Here is a 26,398-nt window from a genome sequence, read left to right as displayed (position 1 = left end):
TGCGATCCGTGATCGGCGGCCGGTGATCCGACGGCCGCACCGCACCGGGGCGCCCCACCGCCAGGGGGGCGCCCCTTTCCGTCCGTGGGCTATCCGAGGACGGCGAGGGCGTCGATCTCGATGAGGAGGCCGGCGGGCAGGCCCACGTACACGGTGGTGCGGGCGGCCGGGGCCTCCTTGAGGCCCTGCTCCTCGAAGTAGGCGTTGTAGAGGGCGTTCATCTCGGCGAAGTGCCCGGTGTCGGTGAGGTACACCCGGATCATCATCACGTCGTCCCAGCCCGCGCCGCCGGCCTCCAGTACGGAGCGGACGTTCTCCAGCGTCTGGAGGGTCTGCTCGCGCAGCGTCGGCCCGGCGGGGGTGGGCGCCCGGCCCTCCACGTGCGGGAGGAAGCCGACCTGGCCGGCGACCTGGAGGATGTTCCCCTTGCGCACGCCGTGCGAGAACTTCGCGGGCGGGGTGGTGTGGGTGTCCGGCGTGATGGCGGTCTTCTCGGTCACGGGGTGTCCTCGCTGTTCTCTGGAGAGCCGGAGTACTCCCGGCTGACGGTGTCGGCGGTACGCAGGACCAGGGGCAGCAGTTCGAGCAGCCCCTCGGCGGGGACGACCACGCCGGGCGCGGAGACGGACAGCGCGGCGACGACCCGCCCGTCCGGCCCGCGCACGGGCGCGCCGACGCAGTTGACCGACTCCTCGTGCCCGCCCAGGTCGCAGGCCCAGCCCTGTTCCCGTACGAGGTCCAGCTCGCGCAGGAAGGCCTGCGCGTCGGGGGTGGAGCGGGCGGTGTAGCGGGGGTAGTCGATGCGCTCGGCGAGGCTGCGCCGCTCGGCCTCGGGGAGGTCGGCGAGCAGCAGCTTCGCGACGGCGGCGACCGTGAGCGGGACGGGCTTGCCGATGCGGGAGTACATCCGGACGGGGTAGCGGCTGTCGACCTTGTCGACGTAGACCACCTCGTCGTCCTGGTGGAGGGCGAGGTGCACGGTGTGCCCGGTGAGCCGGTTCAGCTCGACGAGGTGGGGGTGGGCGACGGCGCGGACGTCCAGGTTCTCCAGGGCCTGCCCGGCCAGCGCGAAGAGCTGCGCGCCGAGGCGGTAGCGGCCGTCGGGCTGGCGGTAGACGAAGCCGTGCTCGTGCAGGGTGCGCAGCAGGCGCAGGGCCGTGCTCTTGTGCACGCCGAGCTCCTCGGCCACCTCGCCGAGGCCCGCCGGCCCCTTCGCGAGCAGCGGCATGATCCGCAGCGCCCGCTCCACCGACTGACTCACGCCTTGCCCTTCCGTCAGCGGAACCCGAGACACACGGCGGGACGTTGACCCTTCACCACCAGGGATGTTAGACACCCTTAGGCACAGCACGCAACGAGCGTTGCAGAGTATGCAACGCGAGGAGGAATCCGCATGGGCACCGACGCAGTCCGCCGGCTCGCCGACGAGCCGGTCGACCACCGGTTCAAGGGGCTGCCGCCCGACGCCGAGCGCGCGAAGCTCACCGTGGGCCGGCTGGCCGCCGAGAAGCGGGACCTCTACACCGGCGGCTTCACCACCCCCGTCCTCACGCTCGACGCCGACGCGCTGGAGCACAACCTCACCGCCCTCGGCACCTACGCCGCCCGCCACGGCCTCGCCTTCGCCCCGCACGGCAAGACCTGCATGGCGCCGCAGCTCTTCCGGCGCCAGCTCGAACACGGCGCCTGGGGCATCACCGCCGCCGTCCCCCACCAGGCCCGCGTCTACCGCGCCTTCGGCATCCAGCGGATCTTCCTGGCCAATGAGCTCGTCGACCCGGCCGCCCTGCGCTGGGTGGCCGCCGAGCTCGCCGCCGACCCCGGCTTCCGCTTCGTCTGCTACGTCGACTCCGTGCGCGGGGTCCAGCTCATGGACCGGGCGCTGCAGGGGCAGGACCAGGTCGTCGACGTCGTCGTCGAGCTCGGCGCCGGCGAGGGCGCCCGTACCGGCGCGCGGACCGACGAGGACTGCCGGGCCGTCGCCGACGCCGTGGCCGGGGCCGCCACCCTGCGCCTCGTCGGCATCGCCGGGTACGAGGCCGAGGTCCCCGGCGCCGACCCGGACTCCGTCCACGCGTACCTGCGCCGGCTCACCGCGCTCGCCGTCGAGTTCGACCGGGCCGGGCGGTTCGCCGGGGCCGGGGAGATCGTCGTCAGCGCCGGCGGCTCCGCGTGGTTCGACGCCGTCGCGGACGTGTTCGGCGAGCTCCCCGAGCTGTCCCGGCCCACCCTGCGGCTGCTGCGCTCCGGCGCGTACGTCTCCCACGACCACGGCTGGTACACGCGCCTCACCCCCTTCAACCGGGTCCCGGAGGAGGGCGGCCTGCGCCCCGCCTTCCGGCTCTGGACACAGGTCGTCTCCCGTCCCTCCCCCACGCAGGCCTTCGTCAACGCCGGCAAGCGCGACGTCGCGTACGACCTCGGCCTGCCCGAGGCCGAGCTGGTGCGCGACGCCCTGACCGGCGAGGAGCGCCCCGCCACCGGTGTCCGCGTGGTCAAGCTGTCCGACCAGCACGCCTGGCTGGAGACCGATTCCGAGGACGCGGTGAACGTCGGCGACTGGGTGGCGCTCGGCATGTCCCACCCGTGCACGATCTTCGAGAAGTGGCCGCTGATCCCGGTCGTCGCGGCCGACGGCACGGTCACCGACTACGTCCGCACCTTCTTCTAGCCGCGCCGGTGGACCTGGTCATCCGTGGGGCCCGCGTCGTCGACGGGACGGGCGGGCCCTCGTACACCGCCGACGTGGGCGTCCACGAGGGCCGGATCGCCGAGATGGGCCGGATCCGCTCCGGCGGCCGGCACACCGTCGACGCGCACGGCCTCGCGCTGGCCCCCGGCTTCGTCGACATGCACGCCCACAGCGACCTCACCCTGCTCCGCGACCCGGACCACAGCGCGAAGGCCGCCCAGGGCGTGACCCTCGAGGTCCTCGGCCAGGACGGGCTCTCGTACGCGCCCGTCGACGATCGCACCCTGGCACAGGTGCGGGCCGCCATCACCGGCTGGAACGGCCCGGGCGACGACGTCGAGTTCACCTGGCGGGACGTGGCCGGCTACCTGGACCGGCTCGACCGCACCGGCATCGCCGTCAACGCCGCGTACCTCGTCCCGCAGGGCACCGTCCGCGCGTACGCCCTCGGCTGGGACGACCGCCCGGCCACCCCCGCCGAGCTCGACCGGATGCGCACGCTCGTCGCCGAGGGCCTCGCGCAGGGAGCCTTCGGCCTGTCCTCCGGGCTCACCTACACCCCCGGCATGTACGCGTCCGGAGCCGAACTGGCGGAGCTGTGCCGGGTGGTGGCCGCGTACGGCGGCTACTACTGCCCGCACCACCGCTCGTACGGGCGCGGTGCGCTCGACGCGTACGCCGAGATGGTCGAGCTGAGCCGGCAGGCCGGCTGCGCCCTCCATCTCGCGCACGCCACCATGAACTTCGCGGAGAACGAGGGCCGGGCGGGCGCACTCCTGGCCCTCCTCGACGACGCCCTCGCCGCCGGGGCCGACATCACCCTCGACTCGTACCCGTACACCCCGGGCTGCACCACCCTCGTCGCGCTCCTGCCCAGCTGGGCGAACGAGGGCGGGCCGGAGGCCGTCCTCGCCCGGCTGCGCGACGACGCCGAGGCCGAGCGGATCCGGTACGCGCTGGAGGTGACCGGGGCCGACGGCTGCCACGGCGTCCCCGTCGACTGGGCGACGATCGAGATCTCGGGGACGGCGGACCCCGCGCACGGGGCGTACGTCGGCACGCGCCTGCGGGACTGGGACGCCGCGCGGCGGCTGCTGGTGGAGGACCGGCTGGGACCGACGGTCCTCCAGCACGTCGGCCACGAGGAGAACGTCCGGGCGATCATGCGCCACCGGGTCCACACCGGCGGCTCCGACGGCATCCTCCAGGGCGCGAAACCGCATCCGCGGGCGTACGGCACGTTCCCGCACTATCTCGGGCGCTACGTGCGCGAGCTCGGCGTGCTCTCGCTGGAGGAGTGCGTGGCCCACCTGTCCGGCCGCCCGGCGGCCCGACTGCGCCTGCCCGACCGGGGGTTGGTGCGCACCGGCCACCGCGCCGATCTCGTCCTGTTCGACCCGGACACGGTCGCGGCCGGGTCGACGTACGAGAACCCGCGCGCGCTGCCGGCCGGTGTCCCGCACGTGCTGATCGACGGGCGGTTCGTGATGCGGGACGGGCGCAGGACGGACGTCCTGGCCGGCCGGGCGGTCCGCAGGACGCCGTACCGCGGGCGTTGAGGCCTCGAGGCCCTCGGGACCATCGGGTCCGCTGGGACCGGGACCGCCCAGCCGTTGGGACCGTTGGGGGTTCGGGCCGTCCGCCTACGATTGGCGGCATGCTCGCCTTCGTCCCCGCCGCGCTGTTCTTCGTCCTCTTCTGCGTGAGCGTGCGGGAGGACCGCCGGCGCTTCCGGAACGCGGTCCTGCTGGGCCTCACCCTGATGTTCGGGTCGATGGGCCTGCTGTTCCAGATACCTGAGCTGCCGTCACCGCTGGATGCGATCGCGGTCCTGCTGGTGCTGATCGTGCCGACGGTCGGCACGCTCGTACTCGGCGGCTACCTGATCCGCAACGGCCTGACGATGATCCGCAAGGAGGGCCGCAGCCCGACCAACATGCTGTCCATGGCGGCGGGCGTCGGGATCTTCGCGCTGATCGCGCTGGTCCTCGGGGTGGCCGGCCGGGGCTCGCGCGTGGTGGACACGATGGTGGCGGGCCTGGTCATGCTCGTCGGCTACGTCTCCTTCCTCTTCCTCTGCTTCCTCGCCTACGCCTTCCTCTACGGTCGGATCGCGGTCCGCGGAGACGTCGACTACGTGGTGATGCTGGGCTCCGGTCTCATCTGCGGCGAGCGGGTGCCGCCGCTGCTGGCGTCCCGGCTGGAGAAGGGCCGGCAGATCCACGCCGCCCAGGTGGCCCGGGGCGGCCGGGTGCCGCTGCTGCTGGTCTCGGGCGGGCAGGGGACGGACGAGAGGCTGTCGGAGGCACGGGCGATGGCCGACTGGCTGATCGCCCAGGGCGTCCCGGAGGAGCAGATACGGCTCGAGGACCGCTCCCGTACGACGAAGGAGAACCTCGCCTTCAGCCGCACGATCATGCTCGATGCGGACCCCGGCTACCGCTGCGTGGTCGTCACCAACAACTTCCACGCCTTCCGCGCCGCGATGACGGCCCGCAGGGCCGGGGTCAACGGGCAGGTGCTGGGTTCCCCGACGGCCACGTACTTCTGGCCGAGCGCCACCCTCCGCGAGTTCGTCGCGGTGTTCTGGGAGCACCGGGCGGTCAACCTGAGCATCTGCGCCTCGATAGTCGCCCTGACGGCCTTTGCGGCGGTCGCCTCGGCGTGACGAGCGGGGCCAGGGGCCCTGCAGGTGCGTTCATGGCGATGTCGCCGGAGGATGAGGGGATCGGGGGACATTCCGAGGAGGTAACCGATGGACAGTGAATCGGACCAGCAGCCCAAGCGGCCGGCCAAGCTCTTCAGCGGCGGGGAACGGCCGTACGACCCCGAGGACCTCGTGATGGTGCAAGGCATGGAGCCGACTCCGGAGCGGCTCGAGAAGGCGCGCCAGCTGATCGAGAAGGAGGGCCCGGCGGTCATCGAGCGCTACCTCCCGTAGCGCGGGCGGTAGCGCGGCACGAAAGCTGCTGGTGGCCCCGGTCCGGGGGCCGCGCCCCCGGACCGGGGCCACACGTCGGCCGCGCCGGCCGAGGCCGACCGCATCCAGAATCGGTGAAGGATCGTTAAGCCTCGCGGGGGCCCTGACTCGGAGGCACCGCCATGCAGACGCTCACCATCGACTGGGACCACCCCACCGACCCGAAGCCCGGCCGCGAACGGGACCACGTACGGGACTACGTGACCACCGGCGGACTCGACGGCCATCTCTGGCACGGGGTCCCCACGCTCCTGCTCACCACGGTCGACCGCGCCACGGGCCGGACCGCCCGGACCCCGCTGATCTACGTCGAGGACGCGGGCCGCCACATCGTGCTCGCGGCCGACTGGGGCGCCCCGGAGCACCCGGCCTGGTACCGGAACCTGGCCGCCCACCCGGAAGTCCGCCTCCAGGTCGGCCCGGCCGCCTTCCAGGCCACGGCCCGTACGGCCTGCCCGATCGAGCGGGACGTCTACTGGCCCGCCATGACGGCCCTGTGGCCCCTCTTCGACGACTACCGGACGGCGGCGGCCCCCCGCGAGATCCCCCTGGTCGTCCTGGAGGCGGCCCCGGGCCGCTGCGCCTGACGCCGGCCATCCGGATCACACCCCGCATCGGCCCCGCCCGGAAGGCGGACAGACAGCCGGCCGGGCCGCAGATCACCCGTGGTCGTAGACCGTCACGGGCACGTCCCGGGCGGACAGGGCCCAGGTGATCAGCGGTTCGATGCGGGGCCACTTGCCGCCGGCCAGGCCGCAGCCGATGCGGGGCATGTGGACCGAGGCGCCCCGTTCGAGCGCGTGCCCGGCGAGCGCCGCCAGGCAGCGCTCCACCGCGTCGTAGCGGATCGGGGGGCCGCCGCTGCCCGTGCGTATGCCGCGCTGGCCGACCATGTTGGCCACCCAGACGTCCGCCTTCACCTGGACCAGCTGGACCGCGCCCAGGGCGAAGTCGTTCCCGCTGCGGCCCCGGTGCCAGGCCCGGTACGCCTTCTCGGGCTCGGGCCAGCGCTTCGAGAGCGCCACCACGAAGCCCTTGCCCCAGCCGCCGATGTCGTTGCAGACGTGCGCGATGATCTTCGGCCCCTTGGCCTGCGGGCTGGTCGCGTCCCCCGCGATGATGCGCAGATGCTCCATGTTCCGCCCCTTTCCCCCACCCACGACGGTACGGGCCGCCACTGACAGTGCGGCGGTCTGCTCGTGCAGAGCACGGGCCGTCTGCTCGCGTCCCGTACGCGCACGCCTCGAACCGGTGAGCGTGACGAGCGCAACACCGCGGCTCCCCCGTCCCCGGCCCCCACCGATTCCGCAGGCCGGAACGCCGCGGTGCCGCCGTTTCCAAGGGCGGATCGGGCCGCCACCGTCCCATCATGCGAAACAGGACATATCCCTCCCCCGTTCCTGCCCCGAATACCTCGGCGGACCGCCCGTACGGCCCGTAAGCTCCCGTCATGCAGGTGATCCAGTCAACGAAACTCGCCAATGTCTGCTACGAGATCCGCGGCCCCGTCCTCGAAGAGGCGATGCGGCTCGAAGCAGCAGGTCATCGCATCCTCAAGCTCAACACCGGCAACCCCGCGGCCTTCGGCTTCGAGTGCCCGCCGGAGATCCTTGAGGACATGCTCCGCAACCTGGGCAACGCCCACGGGTACGGGGACGCGAAGGGGCTGCTCTCCGCGCGCCGCGCGGTCATGCAGCACTACCAGACCAAGGGCATCGAGCTGGACGTCGAGGACATCTACCTCGGCAACGGCGTCTCCGAGCTGATCCAGATGTCGATGCAGGCGCTGCTCGACGACGGCGACGAGGTGCTCGTCCCCGCGCCGGACTACCCGCTGTGGACCGCCTCCGTGTCGCTGGCCGGCGGCACCGCCGTGCACTACCGCTGCGACGAACAGTCCGACTGGATGCCGGACCTCGCCGACATCGAGCGCAAGATCACCGACCGCACCCGCGCGATGGTGATCATCAACCCGAACAACCCGACCGGCGCCGTCTACGACGACGAGATGCTGCGCGGCCTCACGGACATCGCACGCCGCCACAACCTGATCGTCTGCTCCGACGAGATCTACGACCGGATCCTCTACGACGGCGCCACGCACACGAACACCGCCGCGATCGCCCCGGACCTGCTGACCCTCACCTTCAACGGGCTCTCCAAGAACTACCGCGTCGCCGGCTTCCGGTCCGGCTGGATGGCGGTCTGCGGCCCCAAGAAGCACGCCGCGTCGTACATCGAGGGCCTGACGATCCTGGCCAACATGCGACTGTGCGCGAACATGCCCTCGCAGCACGCCGTCGCGACCGCCCTCGGCGGCCGGCAGTCGATCACGGACCTCGTCCTCCCGGGCGGGCGGCTGCTGGAGCAGCGCGACACGGCGTACGAGCTGCTGACGCAGATCCCCGGCATCACCTGCGTGAAGCCCAAGGGCGCGCTGTACCTCTTCCCGAAGCTCGACCCGGCCGTCTACAAGATCAAGGACGACCGCCAGCTGGTCCTCGACCTGCTGCGGGCCGAGAAGATCATGGTGGTGCACGGTACGGGCTTCAACTGGCCCGAGCCCGACCACTTCCGGATCGTGACGCTGCCGAACCCCAAGGATCTGGCGGACGCGGTGACCCGGATCGGCAAGTTCCTCGACGGATACGGCCAGCCCTAGCAGACATGACGTACTCGATCCCGGATCGAGCACAACTTTAGAACGGATCCAATGTAGGATGGCCTCCTGACCACGCAGGAGGCCCCCTCATGTACGAGCCGATCCGCACGAAGCCGGTCGTCCACCGTCTGGGCGGCCGCAACTCCGACGGCCACGCCGGCTATCCGCACAGCAGCCGCGCCGAAGCACTGGACACCCAGCTCGCCGGGCACCTGGCGGCCCTGCTGACCGTCACCGACGAGCTCGGGCTCGACGGCGCCGCCACCCGTATCGCCGCCCAGGTGACCCGGCTGCGCGGCGCCGAACCCGCCCGTGCGCCGCGCGCCGACATCGCCGGCGCCGCCGAGCTCACCGCCCTGCACCAGCGGGCCCACGACCTCGCCGGCCGCGCGCTGGTCGTCGCCGCGTCCCGCGCCGACACCACCGTCGCGATCCTCGCCGCCGAGCGCATGGACGCGCACGCCGCCGCCCTGGCCTCGCAGAACCTGGCCGGCAGCCTCTGACCGGCCCCGGTCCGGGGCCGCGGAGGCTCCGGACCGGGCGCCACCGCCCTGGCCGGGCGCGTTGTGTCCTGGCTCGGCCCGCAGGCCTGCTTCAGGCGTGCCGCTGCGCGGGGCTTATCCCCGCCCCACCCTTCTCCCGCTCACCGGGCTCCACCCAGACCCGCGCCTCAAGCGCCGGCGGGGCTGGAGGACCCGGGGCTCCACCCGGACGCGCCCTCAAACACCGGCGGGGCTGGAAGACCGGGGCTCCACCCGGACCCGCGCCTCAAGCGCCGGCGGGGCTCGAAGACCCGGGGCTCCGCCCCAAACCCCGCGCCTGGAACGCCGGCGGGGCTGGATGGTGTCGGCGGGGCCGGGTTACCCGGATGGCGTGAAGTCCGCGCCGGCGACTCCGCACCAGGGGGTCGTCGCCGGGGGCCAGAGGGGGCCCAGCGCCTCGGCGTGTTCCGTTGCCGCCGGGGCTACGCCCGGGAGTTTCACCAGGGCCTGGGCCGGGCGCTCGGCCGGGTCCGGATCGGCCTTTTCGCGGAACTCGACCGTGACCACGTACGCGCCGGTGCCCTCGGGGCGGCCCGTCACCTCCACCGTCGCCACCACGCGGCGGCTGCCGGGGTCGATCCGGCAGCCGGTGACCCGTACGTCCTCCACCGCCGGCCGCGGCGGCGCCGCGCCCGGCTCGCCGCTGGCCCAGACGTACAGGCCCAGCGGGGCGAACACCAGCAGGCCGGCCACGACCGTCAGGCCGACCGCCCAGCCCTGCCACTTCAACGCGCTCACGCCCATGGGACGATCCTCCCGGCCTGCCGCCCCGCCTGCCAGCACCGGCCGATCCACACAGCATTTCGAAGTGGGACCGCCTGGACACCTGACGTTCATTCGACTTCGCGCGGAATGTGGGTTTCCGCGAGCACTCTGCACCCGTGAGACGCATCCTAGGAATCGCCCTGGCGGTCCTCCTCCTCGGCGGCGTGGCCGCCGTCGCGCTCGCCGGAGGAGACAAGACCCCACCCACGGCACCGAAGACCGTGGTGAAAGGCGTCATCGGGTCCGAGAAGTCCGAATACTTCCGCGACCCCGACGTCGTCAATGCCCTCGCCGACAAGGGCTACACCGTGAAGACCGAAACGTCCGGCTCCTGGGCGATGGACCAACTCGCCCTCAAGGAGTTCGACTTCGCCTTCCCCAGCAGCAGCGAACCCGCCACGGAGATCGAGGCCGCGGCCGGCGTCAAGGGCGCCCAGACCACCAAGCCCTTCTTCTCCCCGCTCGTGGTCATCGCCCGCTCCAACGCCGCCAAGGTGCTCGCCGACAACAACCTCGCCAAGATGACCGGCAAGAACTCCGGGACCCTCCTCATGGGCCCCTACCTCAAGGCTGCCGGCGAGGACCGCAAGTGGCAGCAGCTGTCCGGCTCCGCCGCCTTCGCCGAGCTGACCGGCACCGTGTTCATCAAGACCACCGATCCCGCCACCTCCAACTCCGGTGCGCTCTTCCTGGCCGCCACCTCGAACGTCGCCAACGGCAACAGCGTGGTCTCCGACCAGGCCGCGATCGACCGCACCGCGCCCCTGATGCAGAAGCTGATCTCCGTCCAGGGCGCGCTGGAGCCGAGCACCGACGACCCGTTCCGGGCCTTCATCTCCGGCAGCGGCGAGCCGCTCATCCTCGCGTACGAGTCCCAGGTGGCCTCCCTGCTCCAGCAGAAGCCCGGAGCGGGGGCCGCCGACGGCATGGTCGTGCTCTACCCGGACACCACGGTCAACTCCCCGCACACCTTCGTGCCGATCAGCGAGAAGGCCAAGGAGCTCGGCTCCCTCCTCGCCACCGACCCGAAGCTGCGCGAGCTGGCCGTCCGGCACGGGTTCCGGCCGCAGAACGGCGTGCCCGAGTTCACCGCGGCCACCGCCGCACACGCCGCGTACCTCAACCCGGAACTGACCGGCATCCGCCAGGTCAGCGCACCGACCGTCAAGATCCTCATGGCGCTGGCCGCGCGCGCCAAGGGCTAGGGGGACCACCCGCATGACATTGACACCGCCTGAGGAGAGCCCGCTCGTCCTCACCGCCCCCGAGCCCGTCGCCCCCGTCAAGCGGGAGCAGGCCTCGGGCCTCGTACCGCTCCAGGAGGGGGTGCGCGAGGAGATGGCCCGCCGGGCCGGGGAGTACGTCGGTTCGCTCGCCGGGATCGACGCCCGCTCCCCCGAGTTCGCGAGCCGCATCGGCGAGATCTCCGGTCTCGGCGCCGCCGACATCCGCAGCGCCGCCCAGCAGTCCAACCGGATGCTCGAGCGGGCCGTACGGTCCCTCGGCTCCGACGGGGGCGGCGACGCCCAGGCCCGCGTCGCGGGCTCCCTGGTCGAGCTGCGCCGCACCGTGGAGGACCTCGACCCGCGGGACACGCCCGCCAAGGGCGTCAAGGCGTTCCTCGCGAAGCTGCCCGGCGGCAACAAGTTCCGCGACCACGTGGCCAAGTACGCCTCCTCGCAGGCCACCCTCAACAAGATCGTGGGCGCGCTGCGCGGCGGCCAGGACGAGCTGCGCCGCGACAACGCGGCCCTGCACACCGAGCGGGCGCGCCTGTGGGAGACCATGGGCAAGCTCCAGGAGTACGCCGTCCTCACCGAGGCACTCGACACGGCCGTCGAGCAGCGGATCACCGAGACCGAGCACGACGACCCGCCGGCGGCCGACGCGATGCGCGCCGACCTCCTCTTCCCGGTCCGGCAGAAGCACCAGGACCTGCTGACCCAGCTGGCGGTGTGCGCACAGGGCTACCTGGCGATGGACGTGGTCCGGCGCAACAACGACGAGCTGATCAAGGGCGTCGACCGGGCCGCCACCACCACCGTGTCCGCGCTGCGGATCGCCGTGATGCTGGCTTCGGCCCTCGACAGCCAGCGCAAGGTGATCGAGCAGGTCAACACGTTGCGTACGACCACCGAGGACCTGATCCGCGGCAACGCGGAGATGCTGTCCACGCAGAGCGGGGAGATCCAGCGGATCGCCGCCGATCCGGCGGTCGGCGCGGAGACGCTGCGTACGGCCTTCGCGCAGATCTACCGGACGCTGGATGCGATCGACACGTTCAAGGTGCAGGCCACCGAGAACATGGCCGCCACCGTCGAGTCCCTGACCGGCGAACTCCAGATCGCGTCGGCCCACCTGGCCCGTACGCGTACCTCCGGTGCCCTGGAAGGCGGAGAGCGATGAGCGTCCGTACCGCTTCGGTGCGCAGACGGCTCGCGGCGGCGGTCGCGTTGGCCGCGACCCTGCTGGGGGCCTCGGCCTGCACCTCCGACGGGCCCGCGAAGCCCGCCGGGTCGAAGTACCAGGAGGGCAGGCTGCGGGTGCTGGCCTCCAGTGAACTGGCCGACATGGAGCCGGTGCTGAAGGCCGCGAAGGCCGCGACCGGGGTCACGGTCGAGCTCACCTGGTCCGGCACCCTGGACGCGGCCGAACAGGTCGCCTCCGGCAAGGCCGATGGCAGGTACGACGCGATCTGGCTGTCCTCCAACGACTATCTGCGGCTGCGCCCCGAGGCCGCCGGGAAGCTCAGCAGCGAGACGCCGGTGATGTCCTCGCCGGTCGCGCTGGGCATACGGGCGGACGCGCTGGCCCGGCTCGGCTGGAAGCCGGAGGAGGTCACCTGGTCGGCGGTGCACGAGGCCGTCACCGCCGGGAAGCTGTCGTACGGGATGACCGACCCGGTGCGCTCCAACTCCGGGTTCTCCGCGCTGATCTCGGTGGCCTCCGGGCTGTCGGGCGCACAGGCGGCGCTGACCGACGCGGACGTGAAGACGGCCGGGCCCAAGCTGAAGGAGTTCTTCGCCGGGCAGAAGCTGACCTCGGGCTCCTCCGGCTGGCTCGCCACCGCGTACACCAAGCGCGGGGACGTGGACGCGCTGGTGAACTACGAGTCCGTGCTGCTGTCCATGAACCGGGACGCGAAGACGGACCTGACGGTGATCCGGCCGCGCGACGGGGTGGTCACCGCCCACTACCCGCTGACCCTGCTGACCTCGGCCCCGGCCGGGGCCCGCGAGTCGGGGCGGGCCCTGACCGACTATCTGAGCGGCGCCGAGGCGCAGAAGGCGATCACCGAGAAGACGTTCCGCCGGCCGGTCGCGGCCGGGGTGCAGCCCGCGGCCGGGCTGAACGCGGAGAAGCGGCGCGAGCTGCCGTTCCCGGGTACCCGGTCGGTCGCCGACGGGCTGCTGGCCTCGTACGAGAACGAGCTGCGCCGGCCCTCGCGCACGGTGTACGTGCTGGACACCTCGGGCTCGATGGCCGAGGAGGACCGCATCGGGCGGCTGCGGTCGGCGCTCACCGAGCTGACGGGGACGGGCGGTTCGGGGCCCGGGCAGCGGTTCCGGGACCGTGAGGAGGTGACACTGCTGCCCTTCGGCGACAAGGTGAAGGAGGTGCTGACGCACGTCGTCGAGCCGGGCAATCCCGGGCCCGCGCTGGACGCGATCCGGGGCGATGTGAAATCGCTCCGGCCGGAGGGGGGTACGGCCGTGTACGGCAGTCTGAAGGCCGCGTACGAGCACCTGGGGAAGGGCAACGCGGACGCGTTCACCTCGATCGTGCTGATGACGGACGGGCAGAGCGGCGACAAGGCGAAGGACTTCGACTCCTTCTACGCCGGGCTGCCGGACGCGCAGAAGCACACTCCGGTCTTCGCGGTGCTGTTCGGGGACTCGGACCGCAAGGAGCTCACCCACATCACCGAACTGACCGGCGGGCGGCTCTTCGACGCCACCGGCGGCAACGGTTCGCTGGACGGAGCCTTCGAGGAGATCCGTGGCTACCAATAGGGCGCTCGGCACACGTCTCCTCACCTACCTGGAGTCGAAGAAGAACCTGGCGGGCAGCGCCTGCGGGATGGTCGGGCTGGGCCTGACCCTCGCCGGGGCCGCCGGCACGTACTGGCCGGTGGTCGTGGCCGGGCTGTACGGCGCGGGCGCGCTGATCGCCCCGCCGCAGCGGCCGGCGCCGCCGGAGCCCGAGGGGCCCACCGAGCAGCTGAACGGCGTACGGGAGCAGTTCGGCCGGCTGCGGGAGTACGTGGCCGAGGTGGAGCTGCCGGCTCCGGCCGAAGGGCGGCTCGCCGAGCTGATGGAGCTGTACGGGGCGCTGCTGGAGCCGGGGTGGGTGGCCGACGTCCTGGCCACCGATCCGGAGTCCGTGCACGCGCTGTCGCGGGCGATCGAGCTGGACGTGCCGGAGTGCGTGGACACGTACAACCGGACGCGCTGGTGGACCCGGCTCACCCCGGGCGGGGAATCGCCGGAACGCCACCTGGAGCGGCAGCTGTCGCTGCTGTACGAGGAGGCGGAACGCGTGACGGCGGACCTCCGCGAAGCAGAGGCCCGCCGTCAGCAGACGCACACGACCTACCTGGAGGAGCGCGGACAACGCTCCTGACAGGTATGACTTTTGGCCGGTGCTGCGGTGGGAACCGCTTGGTCGGGGGCTCCCACAGCGGTGGGCGCCGCTTGGTCGGGGGCTCCCACGTTCATTGGCCCTTCTTCAGGGCGCGGCCTGGCTCAGCCCAGGCGCTCGACGAGCGCGTGGTACTGGTCCCACAGCTCCTTGGGAGTGTGGTCGCCGTAGGTGTTCAGGTGCTCGGGGACCAGGGAGGCCTCGTCCCGCCACACCTCCTTGTCGACGGTGAGGAGGAAGTCGAGGTCGGCCTCGGGGAGGTCCAGGCCGTCCAGGTCGAGGGAGTCCTTGGTCGGCAGGATGCCGATGGGGGTCTCGACGCCGGCGGCCTTGCCGTCGAGGCGCTCGACGATCCACTTCAGGACGCGGCTGTTCTCGCCGAAGCCCGGCCACACGAACTTGCCCGCGTCGTTCTTGCGGAACCAGTTCACGTAGTAGATCTTCGGGAGCTTGGACTGGTCCTTGTCCTTGGCGACGTCGACCCAGTGACCCATGTAGTCGCCCATGTTGTAGCCGCAGAACGGCAGCATGGCGAACGGGTCGCGGCGCAGCTCGCCGACCTTGCCCTCGGCGGCGGCGGTCTTCTCGGAGGCGATGTTCGAGCCGATGAAGACGCCGTGGTTCCAGTCGAAGGACTCGGTGACCAGCGGGACGGCGGAGGCGCGGCGGCCGCCGAAGAGGATCGCGGAGACCGGGACGCCCTTGGGGTCCTCCCACTCGGGGGCGATCGTCGGGCACTGCGAGGCCGGCACGGCGAAGCGGGCGTTGGGGTGGGCCGCCGGGGTCTCGGACTCCGGGGTCCAGCGGTTGCCCTTCCAGTCGATGAGCTCGGCCGGGGGCTCCTCGGTCATGCCCTCCCACCAGACGTCGGAGCCGTCCGGGGTGAGCGCGACGTTGGTGAAGACGGTGTTCGCGTACATCGTCTTCATGGCGTTGGCGTTGGTGTGCTCGCCGGTGCCGGGCGCGACGCCGAAGAAGCCGGCCTCGGGGTTGATCGCGTACAGGCGACCGTCCTCGCCGAAGCGCATCCAGGCGATGTCGTCGCCGATGGTCTCGACCGTCCAGCCGGGGATCGTGGGCTCCAGCATGGCCAGGTTCGTCTTGCCGCAGGCGCTCGGGAACGCGGCGGCGACGTACTTCGCCTCACCCTGCGGCGGGGTGAGCTTGAGGATCAGCATGTGCTCGGCGAGCCAGCCCTCGTCGCGGGCCATGACGGAGGCGATGCGCAGCGCGTAGCACTTCTTGCCGAGCAGGGCGTTGCCGCCGTAGCCCGAGCCGTACGACCAGATCTCGCGGGTCTCCGGGAAGTGCGAGATGTACTTGGTGGTGTTGCAGGGCCACGGCACGTCGGCCTGGCCCTCGGCGAGCGGAGCGCCGAGGGTGTGGACGGCCTTGACGAAGAACCCGTCGGTGCCGAGCTCGTCGAGGACGGGCTTGCCCATGCGGGTCATGGTGCGCATGGCGACGGCGACGTAGGCGGAGTCGGTGATCTCGACGCCGATCGCGGAGAGCTCGGAGCCGAGGGGGCCCATGCAGAAGGGGACGACGTACATCGTCCGACCCTTCATGGAGCCGCGGAAGATACCTTCCTGCCCGGCGGAGCCCCCCTCACCGGTGAAAAGGGCCTTCATCTCCGCGGGGGCCTTCCAGTGGTTGGTCGGGCCCGCGTCCTCCTCCTTCTCGGAGCAGATGAAGGTCCGGTCCTCGACGCGCGCGACGTCGGACGGGTCGGAGGCGGCGTAGTACGAGTTGGGTCGCTTGCCCTCGTCCAGCTTCTTGAACGTGCCCTTGGCGACGAGCTCCGCGCACAGGCGCTCGTACTCGGCCTCGGAGCCGTCGCACCAGACGACCCGGTCGGGCTGGGTGATCGCTGCGATCTCGTCCACCCAGGAGATCAGCTCCTGGTGGGTCGTCGGGACGGTGGTGGGAGCCGCGTTGTCGCGCGCCACGATTGCTCCTTGTTGAGGGGTGTGTTTGGTGTTTGCCCCGTGGGGGCTGCGACCCGGATGCTTCGCGCTCCGCTCATCCGGTGCCGACCGCACTCATCTGATCATCCGGTGCGTGTGCGCATATGTCCAGGGGGCCTCTCACGTGAGCATCGCCACTCCCGTCAATCTTCCGTAAAGCGCACTAACGGAAACCTACGGACCCGTAGGTAGCATGGCGGCCATGACTTCTGACGCCGCCGCCGCTCCGGCCGCACCGGAAGCCAAGCCGCTGATGCGCGGCTGGCTGCACACCGGGATGTTCCCTGCCGTCGTCGTCGCGGGCCTGGCACTGATGGCCTTCACCGAGTCGACCCGGGCCAGGGTGGCGTGCGGGGTGTACGTCCTCACGGCCTGCCTGCTGTTCGGCGTCAGCGCGGTGTACCACCGCGGCACCTGGGGTCCCCGGGGTGAGGCCATCCTGCGGCGTCTCGACCACGCCAACATTTTTCTGATCATCGCAGGGACCTATACCCCGCTGACCGTGCTCCTGCTCCCGCCCTCCACCGGACGGACGCTCCTGTGGGCGGTCTGGATCGCGGCCGCGGCCGGCATCGCCTTCCGTGTCTTCTGGGTCGGCGCCCCGCGCTGGCTCTACACCCCCTGCTACATAGCGATGGGCTGGGCGGCGGTCTTCTTCCTCCCCGACTTCATGCGCACCGGCGGCATCGCCGTCCTGGTCCTGGTGATCGCCGGCGGGCTCCTCTACAGCGCGGGCGGCGTGATCTACGGCATCAAGCGCCCGAACCCCTCCCCCCGGTTCTTCGGCTTCCACGAGGTCTTCCACTCCCTGACGCTGGCCGCCTTCGTGGCCCACTACGTCGGCATCTCGCTGGCCGCGTACCAGCACTAGGCCGTCTCTTCCGGATCCTGCGGAGCCCCGTCGCGGTGTGCGGCGGGGCTCCTTCCGGTCAGGGGCCGGCTACGTGCAGGCGTAGCCGTCCCCGTCCGGGTCCAGGCGCAGCGGGTCGCTGCCGTTGACCTTCATGCGCTTGGGGTACTGGTGGGAGGCCAGCCAGTCGCAGCGGGCCTTCGTCGTCGCCTTCACCTCCGCCGGGAAGTTCGTCGGGACGCACTGGCTGACCGTGCCGTAGTGCCGGTCACAGCCGGCCACGCTCGGGGCCACGGGCACTGAGTCCCGCTTGCCCGGGTTCTGCTTCGGGGCCGCCTGCGGCGCGTCCGCGAAGTCGTGGACGTGCGGCGACGGGGCCTCCGCCGTGGCCGCGAGCGCCGACGGGCCGCCCAGGTGCACCCAGGTCGCCACCGACGGGATGCCGTTCGCGTCGACCCCGAAGAGCATGTACCAGCCCGGCGGTGCCAGGTTCGGGTTGCTGGTGACGTTCAGGTCGACGGTGGTGTTGTTGACCACCGTCATCGGCAGGTCCACGAACCGCTGGTTCGGGTCCGAGGAGTGCGTGACCGCCGCCGGACGGATCAGCTCCGCCTTGGCGATCGGCCGGTCGACGGTGATCCGCTGCGTGTCCCCGTACACCCACTGCGTGTCGATCACCGAGGTGAGCTTCGGGCGTGCGCCCTTGAACAGGTACGGCGGGGTGTAGATCGACACGTTGTTGTTGTACGTGCCGTTGCCCGGATTGTCGCCGACCGTCATGACCCGCCCGTCGGGCAGCAGGAAGGCGCCCGAGTGGTACGTCCGCGGGATCGGGTCGGCCGGCAGCCCGGCCTTGTAGGTGTTGGTCACCGGGTCGAAGAACGAGGCCTCGTACACCGGGTCGGCCCGGTCGTGCAGCCCGCCGCCGGTCTCCAGCACCTTGCCGTCCGGCAGCAGCACCGCCGACACGTACATCTTGCCCTCGGCCCCGGTCTGCGCCCGCTTGACCCCGCCCACGTCGACGAGGCCCTGCGGCAGGTCCGGCCCGGCGGTGTAGGCGGGGCTCGCCGCCTTCAGGTCGATCAGCTCGGTGAGCCGGTTCGCCGCCGGGTTCGACTCGTTGTTGCCGCCGCCGACGGTCAGGACCCGCTGGTCCTGCGCGGGCGGCAGCAGCACGCTCGCCGACTCGTCGCGCTCGTCCTTCTTGCGCAGCCCGGGCACGTCCGTGATCGTGTTGGCGTTGTAGTCGTAGATCGACGCGCCGCTGCCCTGCGTACCGTTGCCGAAGGTGTGGCTGCCCGAGTAGAAGAGCCGCCCGTCCTGCATCAGGATCATCGACGGGTACAGGCCCCAGTACGACCAGGTCTGGTTGACCTCGTTCATCGGGAGCCACTTGCCCTGCGCCGCCGAGAACTTCTCCGCGGTCACATTGCCCGTCGAGTCCTCCTTCAGACCGCCGAAGGAGATCACGTCACCGTTGCCGAGGATCGTCGCCGACGGGTACCAGTGCCCGCCGTTCATGTCGTTGGTCTTCGTGTACGCCTCGGTCGCCGGGTCGAAGACGTAACTGTCCTTCAGCCCCTGGTAGCCGATCTTGCCGTCGGCGGACGGGTACCCCTTGTTGCCGCTCATCACGAGCACCCGGCCGTCCGACAGCTGCACGTGCCCCGAGCAGAACATGTCCACCGGCGTCGGGATCGTCTTGAAGGAGCCGTTCGCGGGGTCGTACACGGCCGAGGTGAACGTGCCGGCGTTGAACTGGGCGATGTCGTTGCCCGAGCCCGCGATCAGCAGGACCTTCCCGTTCTTCAGGACCACGGCGTGCATCGAGCGCACCGGGTTCTTGGCCGGGATCACCTCCCACTTGCCCTTGGCGCACTGCTCGGCCGTGCCCGTGCACCCCGGCTGCGGCGGGGCCGCGCCGACCTCCTCCAGCGCGTAGTCGTCGGTGGTGAGCGTGCCCACCCCGTAGACCGAAAGCCCCCACGTGATCTTGTCGGTGCCGGGCGGGACGGCGGGCGTACGGACCTCCGTACGCGCCCAGCCGGCGCTGACCGGCGGATTCTGCAGGTCGGTCCAGTACTGCCAGCCCGCGGTGGTGTCGTGACGGAACACGGTCACCGACACGTCCGGGGTGTTCGACTTGTACCAGGCGGACAGGTCGTACTGCCTGCCCGGCACGACGGTCGGCGCGCAGGTGGCGTTCTCGGTGACCAGCGCCTTGCGGTCACCGCTGAGGCGGCGGGTCAGCGAGACCTTCATGGCCTTGGTGCCGCTGTGCGCGTCGGCGACGGTGGCGTAGGTGAAGTCGTTGTCTCCCCAGCCGGACTTCTCCCAGCAGGAGGGCATGTCGTCGCCGGGTGCGCCGGCGGTCTCGAAACCGGAATTGGTGAGCAGATTGGGCGGTCCGGCCGTGGCCTGCTGCGGTGCGGTGAGCAGCAGGCCCGCGGTCATCGCCCCGACGGCGACCAGGGCGGCGCGCCGCCCGGCCTTCCGCCGGATGTTCGCTGGCATGGACAAGTTCCCTTCTGTTCTCGTGCTGTGCTTGCGGCTCAACTCCTGGTGGTACGTGCGGCACGCGTACGCGTGCGCGTACGCGTCTTGCGCGGCAGGTAGACGAGGGCCTCGGTGGCCGCGAACCGCAGGACGAAGGTCGTGACCAGGGCGAGGGCCGTGGCGGACAGCACCGCCATGCCGAACCTGCCGACGAACAGGGCGATCAGCGGGATGCGCAGCAGCAGGTCGGCATTGGCCAGCACGGCGAAGCGGCCGATGCGGTCCGCCCAGTGGCGGTGGCGCCGCCGGTCGCGGAAGAGCAGGGTCTCGATGAGGACGAAGTTCCAGAGCACCCCGGCCTGGTTGGCGGCGATCTCGGCCGGCAGGTAGTGCATCCCGGAGTGCGTGAGCAGCCACAGCACGAACAGGTTCGGGACGAAGCCGGAGAGCCCGATCAGCCCGAATCCGATCATCCGGGCCAGCGGGGTCGCCGAGCGCAGCGCGGCCAGGTGGGCCAGGAACCGCATCCCCTCGCGGGCGCTCGACTTGGACTCGCCGGCGTAGCGGTCCTGGAAGACGAACGGCACCTCGGCGACCTTGGCGGGGCGGCAGCGCACCGCCAGTTCCAGCAGGATCTTGTAGCCGAGGGGCTTGAGGGCGTCCGCGGTGACGACCGCGCGGCGCATGGCGAAGAAGCCGCTCATGGGGTCGCTGATCCCGCGCAGGGCGCGCGGGAAGAGCCCTTTGGCGAGCCAGGTGGCGCCGCGCGAGACGGCGATGCGGTAGCTCCCGGCGAGCCCGGCCCGGCTGCCGCCCGGGATGTAGCGGGAGGCGACCACGAGGTCGGCGCCGGTGCGTTCGCCCTCGCCGACGAGCTCGGGCACCAGGTGCGGCGGGTGCTGGAGGTCGGCGTCCATGACGACGATCCAGTCGGAGGCCGCACGCTTCACCCCTTCGACGACGGCGCCGCCGAGGCCTCCGGCCGCGCTCTCGCGGTGCAGGACGGAGACCGGGAAGGGCAGGTCGAGGGCGGCCTTCTCGATGACGGCCGGGGTGTCGTCCGTGGAGTCGTCCACGAACAGGACCTCGCAGGGCAGGTGGGCGGGGAGCGAGTCGGCGAGCCGGCTCAGCAACTCGCCGATGTTCCCAGCCTCGTTGAAGGTCGGGATGATGAGGGTGACGCTGCCCGCCGTCACCTCCCCCTCCTCCGGAATGGAAACTTCCGGATCACTCAGGGCATGCGGGGTCCACAGGTCCTCGCTCATGGCGGATCAGCTCCCGTCGACTCGGTCGGTCCTGCGGATCTCGATGCGGTCCTCGCCGGAGCCGAAGACGGCCACCGCGGTCGAATGCTCCAGCGCGGCCTTCACGTTGGGCAGGTCCACCGCGTCCCGGCGGACGGTGGGCGAGGAGACCACGTAGTCGATGTCCCGCCAGCCGCGCGGCAGCGCCTTGGTGACGGCCGGGTCGAGATCGGCCTTGTAGAACCAGATGGCGCCGAGACCGGGTTCGAACCCGTGGTGGACGGCGTCCAGCCAGAGCGCGTCGTCGACCAGGACCCGGGTGCGCCCCGGGTCGGGGACCTCCCGGCCGAGCCAGGCGGCGGCCTGCCGGTACGGGGCGTTCGCGTCGGCCGTGAGCGCGGTCCGGTTGCCGTCGTACCAGCGCGGCAGGACGTACACCGCGGCGGCCGCGGCGAGTACGCCGATCAGCACCCGGCGCCCGTACGTCAGGGACCGGCGCTCCCCCGGCGTCCGGCGGCGGCGCAGCACGGCGTGCGTGACGCTGGCCGCGCCCCCGGCGAGGACCAGCGCGAGGAACGGCAGCGCCTGGATCACGTACATCGCCGGCAGGTAGCCGGAGGGCCGCATCGCGACGGCGGCGAGGATGACGGCGGCGAGCGCCGGGCCGGCGAGCGCGCGGGCGGTGACCGACCACTTGAGGGTGGCGAGCAGCAGGAGCGCGCCGGCCAGCCCGCCGAGCGGCAGGACGGTGTCGTAGTACAGCCAGGACCGGAACACGCCGTTCGAACCGGAGCCGGGGGTGAGGATGAAGCCCGAGCCCGGGCGGCTCATCTGGTACGTGATGCCGTCGATCAGCGAGACGTGTCCCGCGCCGGGCAGCAGTTCGCTGTTGAGCAGCGCGTACAGGGGGTACGAGAGCCCGATGAGCGCGCAGGCCGTGATGGCCCCCGTGACGGCGAACTTGCGGGTGTCGCGGTGGCTGTGGCGCCACATGGTCACCAGCAGCGCCGGCAGCACCACCAGCATCGTCTCCTTGGTCAGGACGGCGGTGGCGGCCGCGAGTCCGGACCCGAAGTGGTGCCACAGGTGGCGGCTGGGGGACGCGGCCAGGCAGAAGGCCAGCAGCATCCACATCACGGCGAGGTTGTCGAGGAAGATCTCCCGCTGGAGCACGACGGAGAGCGGGGAGAGGCCGAAGAGGGCCATCGCCAGTCCGGCCGCCCAGCGCGGCAGCCACAGCCGGCGCGCGAGGACGTAGATCAGCACGGAGCTGACGGCGCTGACGCCGACCATCGAGAAGCGCATCGGCGCGACGGTCATCCAGTCGGGCACGAACAGGGAGGGCAGGTACGTCAGGCCGGCTATCTGTATCCAGCCCAGCGGCGGATGGTCGTACCAGTACGTGTAGTGCGCGAGGCCGTCTCCCTGCTGGACGGCCCACGCCTGGGCGAGGTACGTGCCCTCGTCGTCGCTCAGGGTCGGGAAGTTCGTGATGTTCCAGCCCTGGACGAGGACGACCGCGAGCAGGACGGCCCCGCAGAGCAGCAGGTCGGGGCGGGAGGAACGGAAGCGGACGAGGGGGTGGGCCGGGGCGGGCGGCCGGACCCCGAGACCGCCGCGGCTGCCGGGGCTGCCAGGGCTGCTCGGACCGCGCTGGGCGGGGACGCGGGGCTCGGCGACGGTCGTGGCGGCGACGGTCGTGGCGGCACCGGGCTGGGGATCAGTGGCCGTGGGCAGGGTGGCGGTCACTGGCGGCTGTCCTCTCGGATCGCGGTGGACGCGCCGGCGGTGGAGACCCCGGCGGTGGCGCTGATCGGAGCGAGGTGGGCGCCGGTGTGGCTGGTCAGCTCCCACTCGTTGCGGCCGCGCTGCTCGCGCCAGACCGCACGGATCGCGGCGCCCGCCAGCATCACCTGGTAGAACGGGCCGCCGACGACGAGCTTGAGGTAGTGCACGAAACGGACGCGCAGGCCGTACTGGCGGCCGAAGTCGTGCAGGCCGACGATCTCGAAGACGAACGTCACCATCGCCGTGATCATCGGCAGGAAGGTGATGATCGCGACGCCGACCGGCACGTCGAGGAAGACCGCGACGGCGAAGTTGACCGGGATGATCACCCCGGACGCGGCCTGCATGAACGGCGTCATCAGCGTGTAGCGGGCCAGCCAGCGCTGGCCGCGGCCGGGCAGCTGCTGCCAGTCCTTCTTCCGGTAGACCTGGAGGAAGCCCTGGTTCCAGCGGGTGCGCTGCTTGAGCAGGCTCATCAGCGAGCCGGGCGTCTCCTCGCGGGTGACCATGTCGGAGTCGTAGGCGACGACCACCTTCTTGCCGACCGAGGAGAGGCGTACGCCCAGGTCGCAGTCCTCGGCCAGGCAGTTCTGGTCCCAGCCGCCGGCCTCGCGGAGCACCTCGGTGCGGACGAAGACGGTGTTGCCGCCGAGCGGGATGAACCCCTTCTCGGCGTGCAGGTGCAGCCGGGAGCGGAACCAGAAGAAGTACTCCAGGCAGTTGCGCAGGCTGTACCAGCTCGAGTGGAAGTTGATGAGCTGGACCCCGCCCTGGACCACGTCGGCCGCGGTCGAGCGGAAGGCGTGGTCGACGTGGGCGAGCAGCTCGGGGTGGACCTGGTCCTCGGCGTCGAAGACCCCGACGATGTCGCCCCGGCAGTGCGGCAGGGCCGTGTTGAGGGCCTTCGGCTTGTTCTTGGTCTCGTGGTGGTCGACGACGACCCGTACCCGCTCGGGCGCCCCGGCAGCGGCGGCCTCGGCGACGGCGGCGGTCTCCGGGTCGTCGTGCCCGACGATGACGATGATCTCGTAGTCGGTGTGGCTCGATTCGAGCAGCCGCTCGATCGTGTGCTGCAGGACCGCCTGCTCGTGCCGGGCCGGCAGGAGGAGCGAGAAGGCCAGCCGGCCCTCGCCGTCGGGGCGGTCGAACCGGGTGGAGGCGAGCGTCTCGGGCGTTCGCCACGCGTGCATCTGCCACCACAGCGTGAACGCGGCCATCCAGAAAAGCGCAAACGAAATCACGGAAATGATGACAGAGGTGTACAAAACGTCCCCCACAGACATGCCGCGACACCAGGCGGCGATCGGCAAACCCCCCAGGGGATCAAGGCGGGCCCCCCGGCCCGCCTGCCCCTGCTTCCCCCTCGGGCGCACCCCCCAGTGCGCTGTTCCGGCGACTCCCCAGCTACTCCCGAAGACATGAGACTAGGCAGCAAAAATGAAACTCAGGCGCTGCAGAGATAAAAAATACGTTTCGGAACTCGCCTACAGGTAACCGGAGTTGACGGCACTCCGGCAGATTCAGGCACGAACCGCACCCAACTGATCGGCAAGCTCGACCGGGTCTGTCGTAGGCCGCGCGCAGACGAAATGTCGACACACATACGCCGTGGGAAGGTCGTGTACGAGTGTGCGCTCGGCCAGGAGGGGGAACTCGCCCCCGCTGCCGTCGGCCGTCCGCGGCAGACCGACCGCCACCACAGCCCCGGGAGCCGTCCCCAGCAACGCCGTCCGGTGCAGCCCGGCCAGAGCCGGATCCTCCGGATGACCGACCACGGCCACCTCGCGCGGACCGTCGAGCAACGCCTCCGCCACGGCGAGTCCGTGCCCGATGAACCGCGGAACGCGCGGACCCAGCGCGTGCACCACCCCGAGCGCCCGCTCGGCCGCCGTGCGGTGCGCCTGCGAGCCGGTGTGCGCCGCGTACGAGAGGAGCGCACCGGCCGCGGCCGTCCAGCCGGACGGGGCCGCGGTGTCGGTCGGGTCCTGGGGCCGGCGGATGAGCTGCTCGGCGTCGTGCGCGGTGTCGTAGAGGGAGCCGTCCTCGGCGGTGAACCGGTCCAGGACCAGGTCGACGAGGAACCCGGCGAACTCGAGCCAGACCCCCTCGCCGGTCACGGATGCCAGCGCGAGGAAACCCTCGGCGACGTCGCCGTAGTCCTCCAGCACCCCGGCGTTGACGCCGACGCGCCCGTCCTTGCTGGTCCGGGCCAGCCGCGCCCGGCCGTCCATGTGCACCCGGACGAGGAGGTCCGCGGCCTCGGTCGCCCGCTCGACCAGGTCCGGCCGGTCGAAGTACGCCCCGCATTCGGCGAGCGCCGCGATCGCCAGGCCGTTCCAGGCGGCGACGACCTTGTCGTCCCGCCCGGGCGCGGGCCGCTCGGCGCGGGCCGCGAGCAACCGCTCCCTGATCCCGGCGATCGCCCGGGCGTCCACGACGGGCCCGTCCTGCGGCAGCTGGAGCACGGACGCGCCGTGCTCGAAGGTGCCCTCGTCCGTCACCCCGAAGTACGCGGCGGCCAGCGCCCCGTCGTCCTCGCCGAGCACCGCGGCCAGCTGGGCGGGCGTCCAGGCGTAGTACGCGCCCTCCGCGTGCTTGCCGGTCAGCGGATCCTCGCTGTCCGCGTCGAGCGCGGAGGCGAAGCCGCCCTCGGCGGTGCGCAGCTCGCGCACCATGAAGTCGGCGGTCTCGAGCGCGACGCGCCGCGCGAGGTCCGAACCGGTGGCCCGCCAGAGGTGCGCGTAGACCCGGCACAGCAGGGCATTGTCGTAAAGCATCTTTTCGAAGTGGGGCACGACCCACTCCCGGTCGACGGAGTACCGCGCGAACCCGCCTCCGAGCTGGTCGTAGATCCCGCCGCGGGCCATGGCCTCACAGGTGTCGGCGGCCATCTGCAGCGCCCCCTCGCCGCCGGTGCGCGCGTGGTGGCGCAGCAGGAACTCCAGCACCATGGACGGCGGGAACTTCGGCGCCCCGCCGAATCCGCCGCGGACGGCGTCGTACTCCCGCGTCAGCCCGAGCAGCGCCTGCGCCAGCTCCTCGGGGCCAGGGGTGCCGGCCTTGCCGTAGTCCAACTGCCGCCCGGCAAGGTCCCGTACGATCCGCTGCGCGACCTCGGCCACCTCTTCGGGCCGCCCGACCCATGCGGTCCGCACGCCCTCGAGCACCTGCATGAAGGAGGGCATCCCGTGCCGGGGCTCGGGCGGGAAGTAGGTCCCGAAGTAGAAGGGCTCGGCATCGGGGGTGAGGAACACGGTCATGGGCCACCCACCCTGCCCGGTGGCAGCCTGCACGGCCTCCATGTAGACGGCGTCGACGTCGGGCCGCTCCTCGCGGTCCACCTTGATGTTGACGAAGTGCTCGTTCATGTAGGCGGCGGCCAGCTCGTCCTCGAACGACTCGTGCGCCATGACATGGCACCAGTGACAGGACGCATAGCCCACGCTCAAGAGGATGGGTACGTCCCGCCGCTTCGCTTCTGTCATCGCCGCCTCTCCCCACGGCCACCAGTCCACTGGATTGGAGGCGTGCTGGAGCAGATAAGGCGACTGGGAGTCGGCCAGTCGATTCATGTCGGCATCGTCGCACGATCCGGAGCGTCCGGCCCTGCAATCGAGGGCCAGACCCGGGAGTAATTAGATTCATACGGAACGTAACGAAGAAGACGCATGCCCCGCCCCGGCGGAGGAGACGGGCCCGAGCGATCTCGACCCTGTGGGGCAGGCCCGCCGGCCTGGCGCCACCCGAGGATCTCCTCCGACGCAACGACAA

22 protein-coding genes are annotated in these 26,398 nt (G+C 71.4%); 12 read left to right on the top strand and 10 right to left on the bottom strand.

Annotation, left to right across the window (positions count from 1 at the left end):
* Positions 1–89: 89 nt before the first annotated feature.
* Both ACZ5WG_RS00805 and ACZ5WG_RS00800 read right to left on the bottom strand, forming a co-directional pair.
* A complete protein-coding gene (locus tag ACZ5WG_RS00805) occupies positions 90–500 on the bottom strand; it encodes a RidA family protein (RefSeq protein ID WP_468719662.1) in 411 nt (136 codons plus the stop codon).
* A complete protein-coding gene (locus ACZ5WG_RS00800) occupies positions 497–1,261 on the bottom strand; it encodes an IclR family transcriptional regulator (protein WP_468719661.1) in 765 nt (254 codons plus the stop codon). Before ACZ5WG_RS00800 ends, ACZ5WG_RS00805 begins: the two co-directional genes overlap by 4 nt.
* Before the next feature lie 132 nt (positions 1,262–1,393).
* Between ACZ5WG_RS00800 and ACZ5WG_RS00795 the strand changes: the two genes are divergently transcribed.
* From ACZ5WG_RS00795 to ACZ5WG_RS00775, 5 genes are all read left to right on the top strand, one after another.
* The gene (locus ACZ5WG_RS00795) at positions 1,394–2,671 is read left to right on the top strand and encodes an alanine racemase (protein ID WP_468719659.1); all 1,278 of its coding nucleotides are present in this window, start codon (positions 1,394–1,396) and stop codon (positions 2,669–2,671) included.
* An 8-nt stretch (positions 2,672–2,679) separates the two neighbouring features.
* Positions 2,680–4,251 carry an N-acyl-D-amino-acid deacylase family protein gene (locus tag ACZ5WG_RS00790; RefSeq protein ID WP_468719658.1) on the top strand — a complete coding sequence of 524 codons (1,572 nt, stop codon included), beginning with the start codon at positions 2,680–2,682 and terminating at the stop codon, positions 4,249–4,251.
* 98 nt (positions 4,252–4,349) lie between these two features.
* Positions 4,350–5,360, top strand: coding sequence for a YdcF family protein (locus tag ACZ5WG_RS00785; protein ID WP_468719657.1), 1,011 nt, complete (start codon positions 4,350–4,352; stop codon positions 5,358–5,360).
* A gap of 87 nt (positions 5,361–5,447) precedes the next feature.
* Positions 5,448–5,633 carry a hypothetical protein gene (locus ACZ5WG_RS00780; protein ID WP_030290913.1) on the top strand — a complete coding sequence of 62 codons (186 nt, stop codon included), beginning with the start codon at positions 5,448–5,450 and terminating at the stop codon, positions 5,631–5,633.
* Positions 5,634–5,794: 161 nt separating this feature from the next.
* Positions 5,795–6,259 (top strand): nitroreductase family deazaflavin-dependent oxidoreductase, encoded by a 465-nt coding sequence (locus ACZ5WG_RS00775; protein WP_468719656.1) that lies wholly within the window; start codon positions 5,795–5,797, stop codon positions 6,257–6,259.
* 72 nt (positions 6,260–6,331) lie between these two features.
* Here the strand turns inward: ACZ5WG_RS00775 and ACZ5WG_RS00770 are convergent, their stop codons facing one another.
* Positions 6,332–6,808 carry a macro domain-containing protein gene (locus ACZ5WG_RS00770; RefSeq protein WP_468719654.1) on the bottom strand — a complete coding sequence of 159 codons (477 nt, stop codon included), beginning with the start codon at positions 6,806–6,808 and terminating at the stop codon, positions 6,332–6,334.
* Between the two features lie 314 nt (positions 6,809–7,122).
* Here ACZ5WG_RS00770 and ACZ5WG_RS00765 point away from each other — a divergent pair, with 314 nt between their 5' ends.
* Positions 7,123–8,334 carry a pyridoxal phosphate-dependent aminotransferase gene (locus ACZ5WG_RS00765; protein ID WP_266664340.1) on the top strand — a complete coding sequence of 404 codons (1,212 nt, stop codon included), beginning with the start codon at positions 7,123–7,125 and terminating at the stop codon, positions 8,332–8,334.
* An 89-nt stretch (positions 8,335–8,423) separates the two neighbouring features.
* Positions 8,424–8,837, top strand: a complete 414-nt coding sequence (locus ACZ5WG_RS00760) for an SCO4983 family protein (protein ID WP_468719652.1) — start codon at positions 8,424–8,426, stop codon at positions 8,835–8,837.
* A 357-nt stretch (positions 8,838–9,194) separates the two neighbouring features.
* On the opposite strand, the gene ACZ5WG_RS00755 is transcribed toward ACZ5WG_RS00760, so the two are convergent.
* Complete coding sequence (locus ACZ5WG_RS00755) at positions 9,195–9,614, bottom strand: hypothetical protein (protein ID WP_468719651.1); 420 nt, start codon at positions 9,612–9,614, stop codon at positions 9,195–9,197.
* A gap of 143 nt (positions 9,615–9,757) precedes the next feature.
* Between ACZ5WG_RS00755 and ACZ5WG_RS00750 the strand changes: the two genes are divergently transcribed.
* From ACZ5WG_RS00750 to ACZ5WG_RS00735, 4 genes are read left to right on the top strand one after another with little or no spacing between them, the layout of a single operon-like run.
* Positions 9,758–10,846, top strand: a complete 1,089-nt coding sequence (locus ACZ5WG_RS00750) for a hypothetical protein (protein WP_468719649.1) — start codon at positions 9,758–9,760, stop codon at positions 10,844–10,846.
* 13 nt (positions 10,847–10,859) lie between these two features.
* A complete protein-coding gene (locus tag ACZ5WG_RS00745) occupies positions 10,860–12,047 on the top strand; it encodes a toxic anion resistance protein (protein ID WP_468719648.1) in 1,188 nt (395 codons plus the stop codon).
* Positions 12,044–13,654, top strand: a complete 1,611-nt coding sequence (locus tag ACZ5WG_RS00740) for a substrate-binding and vWA domain-containing protein (protein WP_468719647.1) — start codon at positions 12,044–12,046, stop codon at positions 13,652–13,654. Before ACZ5WG_RS00745 ends, ACZ5WG_RS00740 begins: the two co-directional genes overlap by 4 nt.
* A complete protein-coding gene (locus ACZ5WG_RS00735) occupies positions 13,641–14,264 on the top strand; it encodes a hypothetical protein (RefSeq protein WP_468719646.1) in 624 nt (207 codons plus the stop codon). The genes ACZ5WG_RS00740 and ACZ5WG_RS00735 overlap by 14 nt, the downstream gene beginning before the upstream one ends.
* 122 nt (positions 14,265–14,386) lie before the next feature.
* On the opposite strand, the gene ACZ5WG_RS00730 is transcribed toward ACZ5WG_RS00735, so the two are convergent.
* A complete protein-coding gene (locus ACZ5WG_RS00730) occupies positions 14,387–16,231 on the bottom strand; it encodes a phosphoenolpyruvate carboxykinase (GTP) (RefSeq protein ID WP_468719645.1) in 1,845 nt (614 codons plus the stop codon).
* A gap of 211 nt (positions 16,232–16,442) precedes the next feature.
* Between ACZ5WG_RS00730 and trhA the strand changes: the two genes are divergently transcribed.
* A complete protein-coding gene (gene trhA, locus ACZ5WG_RS00725) occupies positions 16,443–17,120 on the top strand; it encodes a PAQR family membrane homeostasis protein TrhA (RefSeq protein WP_468719644.1) in 678 nt (225 codons plus the stop codon).
* A gap of 69 nt (positions 17,121–17,189) precedes the next feature.
* On the opposite strand, the gene ACZ5WG_RS00720 is transcribed toward trhA, so the two are convergent.
* The 5 genes from ACZ5WG_RS00720 to ACZ5WG_RS00700 form a co-directional block, all read right to left on the bottom strand.
* Entirely contained in the window at positions 17,190–19,613 is a 2,424-nt protein-coding gene (locus tag ACZ5WG_RS00720) for a galactose oxidase-like domain-containing protein (RefSeq protein ID WP_468719642.1), read from the bottom strand.
* A gap of 38 nt (positions 19,614–19,651) precedes the next feature.
* Entirely contained in the window at positions 19,652–20,860 is a 1,209-nt protein-coding gene (locus ACZ5WG_RS00715; RefSeq protein ID WP_468719641.1) for a glycosyltransferase, read from the bottom strand.
* 6 nt (positions 20,861–20,866) lie between these two features.
* Positions 20,867–22,588: an ArnT family glycosyltransferase gene (locus ACZ5WG_RS00710; protein WP_468719639.1), complete on the bottom strand. Its 1,722-nt coding sequence runs from the start codon at positions 22,586–22,588 to the stop codon at positions 20,867–20,869.
* Positions 22,585–23,910 carry a glycosyltransferase gene (locus ACZ5WG_RS00705; protein ID WP_468719638.1) on the bottom strand — a complete coding sequence of 442 codons (1,326 nt, stop codon included), beginning with the start codon at positions 23,908–23,910 and terminating at the stop codon, positions 22,585–22,587. The genes ACZ5WG_RS00710 and ACZ5WG_RS00705 overlap by 4 nt, the downstream gene beginning before the upstream one ends.
* A 237-nt stretch (positions 23,911–24,147) precedes the next feature.
* Complete coding sequence (locus ACZ5WG_RS00700) at positions 24,148–26,199, bottom strand: thioredoxin domain-containing protein (protein ID WP_468719637.1); 2,052 nt, start codon at positions 26,197–26,199, stop codon at positions 24,148–24,150.
* Positions 26,200–26,398 lie beyond the last annotated feature (199 nt).

It is taken from the genome of Streptomyces sp. NPDC032745 (assembly GCF_055579465.1).
This window is presented reverse-complemented; position numbering and strand designations above follow the sequence as displayed.